This window comes from Citrobacter sp. Ce119, from assembly GCF_030334525.1.
GTDB classification, from domain to species: Bacteria; Pseudomonadota; Gammaproteobacteria; order Enterobacterales; family Enterobacteriaceae; genus Citrobacter; species Citrobacter europaeus.
In genome coordinates, this window is sequence record NZ_JAOWDR010000025.1 from 1 (window position 1) to 209 (window position 209).

Below are 209 nucleotides of genomic sequence, written 5' to 3' on the forward strand. Positions count from 1 at the left end.
CATCCGGGAGGATTCGAACCTCCGACCGCTCGGTTCGTAGCCGAGTACTCTATCCAGCTGAGCTACGGATGCATCGGGAAACTTGCTTTACTGCCGATATTGATACCGCAATAAACGATATCAAGTAAGAGATGGTGCATCCGGGAGGATTCGAACCTCCGACCGCTCGGTTCGTAGCCGAGTACTCTATCCAGCTGAGCTACGGATGC

The 209-nt window shown here is 53.6% G+C and carries 1 tRNA gene; it reads right to left on the reverse strand.

From position 1 onward, the window contains the following. Nucleotides 1–132 precede the first annotated feature (132 nt). A tRNA-Arg gene (locus tag OGV80_RS02175) sits at nucleotides 133–209 on the reverse strand.